Origin of the sequence: Aeromicrobium sp. (assembly GCF_036676885.1) — a bacterium.
GTDB lineage: Bacteria > Actinomycetota > Actinomycetes > Propionibacteriales > Nocardioidaceae > Aeromicrobium.
The window spans coordinates 1-2,756 of the sequence record NZ_JAKFCB010000409.1 but is presented as its reverse complement, the minus strand read 5'-3'; the positions used below and the strand labels follow the sequence as shown (position 1 = coordinate 2,756).

3 protein-coding genes and 1 pseudogene are annotated in these 2,756 nt (G+C 67.1%); 1 reads left to right on the top strand and 3 read right to left on the bottom strand.

Features of this window, described 5'->3' with window-relative positions:
* Nucleotides 1-1,092 (top strand): sodium:solute symporter family protein (locus tag V6M46_RS19140; RefSeq protein ID WP_442880564.1); only part of this gene is annotated, 1,092 nt, incomplete at its 5' end.
* 65 nt (nucleotides 1,093-1,157) lie between these two features.
* Here V6M46_RS19140 and V6M46_RS19135 read toward each other — a convergent pair.
* The 3 genes and pseudogenes from V6M46_RS19135 to manB form a co-directional block, all read right to left on the bottom strand.
* Nucleotides 1,158-2,138, bottom strand: coding sequence for a cation diffusion facilitator family transporter (locus V6M46_RS19135; protein ID WP_332668048.1), 981 nt, complete (start codon nucleotides 2,136-2,138; stop codon nucleotides 1,158-1,160).
* Nucleotides 2,138-2,308, bottom strand: coding sequence for a Trm112 family protein (locus tag V6M46_RS19130; RefSeq protein ID WP_332668046.1), 171 nt, complete (start codon nucleotides 2,306-2,308; stop codon nucleotides 2,138-2,140). Before V6M46_RS19130 ends, V6M46_RS19135 begins: the two co-directional genes overlap by 1 nt.
* Nucleotides 2,309-2,317: 9 nt before the next feature.
* Nucleotides 2,318-2,756: pseudogene (gene manB, locus V6M46_RS19125) on the bottom strand (phosphomannomutase/phosphoglucomutase); the annotation flags it as partial.

Genomic DNA, 2,756 nt, shown 5'->3' with positions numbered 1-2,756 from the left:
GCGCTGATCGCGTTCGTCAAGGACACGCTGATCTACCTCGTCATCATCGTCGCGGTGATCTACCTGCCGACGCAGCTGGGCGGCTGGAGCGGCATCTTCGACTCGGCCGGCAAGGCGTTCGACTCCTTCAACAAGGAGAACGCCGACTCGATCGCGGCCGGCGACGCGAGCGCCAAGGGGCTGATCCCCGGCATGGGCGTCTCGCAGTGGGCGTACGCCACACTGTCGCTGGGTTCCGCACTCGCGTTGTTCATGTATCCGCACTCGGTGACCGCGGTGCTCTCGACCAAGAACCGCAACATCATCCGGCGCAACGCGGCACTCCTGCCGGCGTACTCGTTCCTGCTGGGGCTCCTGGCGCTGCTGGGCATCGCCGCGGTCGCGGCCGGCATCCAGGTCAAGAACCCGCAGATGGCGATCCCGCAGCTGTTCGAGCAGGAGTTCTCACCGTGGTTCGCCGGTGTCGCGTTCGCCGCGATCGTGATCGGCGCGTTCGTGCCGGCCGCGATCATGTCGATCGCCGCCGCCAACCTGTGGACCCGCAACATCTACAAGGCGTTCCTCAACCCGGACGCGACGGACGCCCAGGAAGCCAAGCAGAGCAAGCTCGCCAGCCTGCTGGTGAAGTTCGGCGCCCTGCTGTTCGTGCTGGCCCTGCCCAAGGACTTCGCGATCAACCTGCAGCTGCTCGGCGGGATCTGGATCCTGCAGACCCTCCCGGCGATCGTCATCGGCCTCTACACCCGCTGGTTCCACCGGTACGCGCTGATCGCCGGCTGGGCGGTCGGCATGGTGTGGGGCACGATCGCGGCCTACAACAAGGAAGTCGTGGGCGATCCGGGGTCGCACTTCGGTGGCTCGGTCGGTCCGCTCGAGGTGTTCGGCATCAGCCTGAGCGACAACCTCATCTACTTCGGGCTGACCGCGCTGACGCTCAACCTGGTCGTCGCGGCCATCGGTACGTTCATCTGCCGGGCGCTCGACATCGATGCCGGAACGGACGACACGCACCCGACGGACTACCTCGCGGATGCCGGCGACCCGGAGGTCGTCGACCGCCTCGACCCGCTGGCGACCGCACCGGTGGACTAGCCGCCCCGGGCAGGGACCACGATGAGGGTTTTGGGTTGCGGGCGCGACCCGAAACCCTCATCGTCCTAGTGGCTCGGTGCGCTGGGCGGCGCGGGGCGCGCGTCGGGCACGTGGTCGGCGCGGTAGACGTCGGGCTCGACGTAGACCTGCTGCGCCATCGGCTCGGCGATTCGCACGTTGCGTTCGGCCGCGTCGATGATCGCGGCGATGTCGGCACCGGTCGCATCGGCCTCGATGCCGATCTTGACCGCGACGAGCAGCTCCTCCGGCGCGATGTGCAGCGTCTTCATGTGGATGATCCGCGTGACGCCGGTGGTCGACTCGATCGCGCCGCGGATCTTGTCGATCGCGTCCCGGCTGGCCGACTCGCCGATCAGCAGGCTCTTGACCTCGATCGCGAGGATGACCGCGACGACGATCAGCAGCACGCCGATGAAGCCGGTGCCGACGACGTCGAAGTAGGCGTTGTCGGTGATCAGCGACAGGCTCACCGCTAGGAAGGCGGCGATGAGGCCGACCAGCGCCGCGAGGTCCTCGAGCAGGATCACCGGGAGCTCGGGCGACTTGGCCTTGCGGATGAACGACCACCAGCTCTGCGCACCGCGCACCTTGTTGCTCTCGATGATCGCGGTGCGGAACGACAGCGACTCCAGGACGATCGCGACGCCCAGCACGACCAGCGGCACGAGTCGCCACTTGCTGTCGAGTCCGCCATCGTGACCGTCGTGGATCTCGTGGTACTTGTGATAGGCCTCGTAGAGCGCGAACAGGCCGCCGACGCTGAACAGCACGATCGACACCACGAAGGCGTAGATGTAGCGCTCGCGGCCGAAGCCGAACGGGTGCTCCTCGGTCGCCTCCCGCTTGGATCGCTTGCCACCCACCAGCAGCAACACCTGGTTGCCGGCATCGGCGAGCGAGTGGATCGACTCGGCCAGCATCGACGAGAAGCCGGTCAGCAGGAACGCGATGAACTTCGTGACGGCGATGCCGGTGTTGGCCAGCAGGGCCGCGACGACTGCCTTGTTTCCGCCTTCAGTCGCCATCAGGCGATGTTCCGTGCCTCGTCGACGAGCATCACGGGGATGTCGCGGCGGACCGGGTAGGCCAGGGCGCAAGCGGTGCAGACGAGCTCGCTGGCCTCGTCGTCGACCGCGAGGGTGGCCCGGCACTGCGGGCACACCAGGATCTCGAGCAGGGCGGGGTCAAGATTCATGCTCACACCCTACCGACGCACTATCGCCAGAACCTCGTCGCGTACGCGAGCCATGGTCGGCTCGTCGTCGCCCTCGACGTTGAGTCGCAGCAACGGCTCGGTGTTGGACGCGCGTACGTTGAACCACCACCGGTCGCCCGTGATGGTCAGGCCGTCCAGGGTGTCCTGCGGCAGGTCGGCGTACGTGCGGGACAGCTCCGCCAGGATCGCGGGACCGTCGTCGACGGTGCTGTTGATCTCACCGGAGGACACGTAGCGCTCGTACTGCGCCATGAGCTCGGACACCGTGCCGTCGGTCTCCGCCAGGGCGGCCATGACGTGCAGTGCGGCGATCATCCCGGAGTCGGCGAGGAAGAAGTCCTTGAAGTAGAAGTGTCCCGAGTGCTCGCCGCCGAACACCGCGCCGGTGCGCGCCATCTCGGCCTTGATCAGGGAGTGACCCACGGGC

What these genes read in the sequence shown, in the direction of transcription:
- V6M46_RS19135 (WP_332668048.1), bottom strand. Translation starts at nt 2,138, where the DNA reads ATGGCGACTGAAGGCGGAAACAAGGCAGTCGTCGCGGCCCTGCTGGCC.
- V6M46_RS19130 (WP_332668046.1), bottom strand. Translation starts at nt 2,308, where the DNA reads ATGAATCTTGACCCCGCCCTGCTCGAGATCCTGGTGTGCCCGCAGTGC.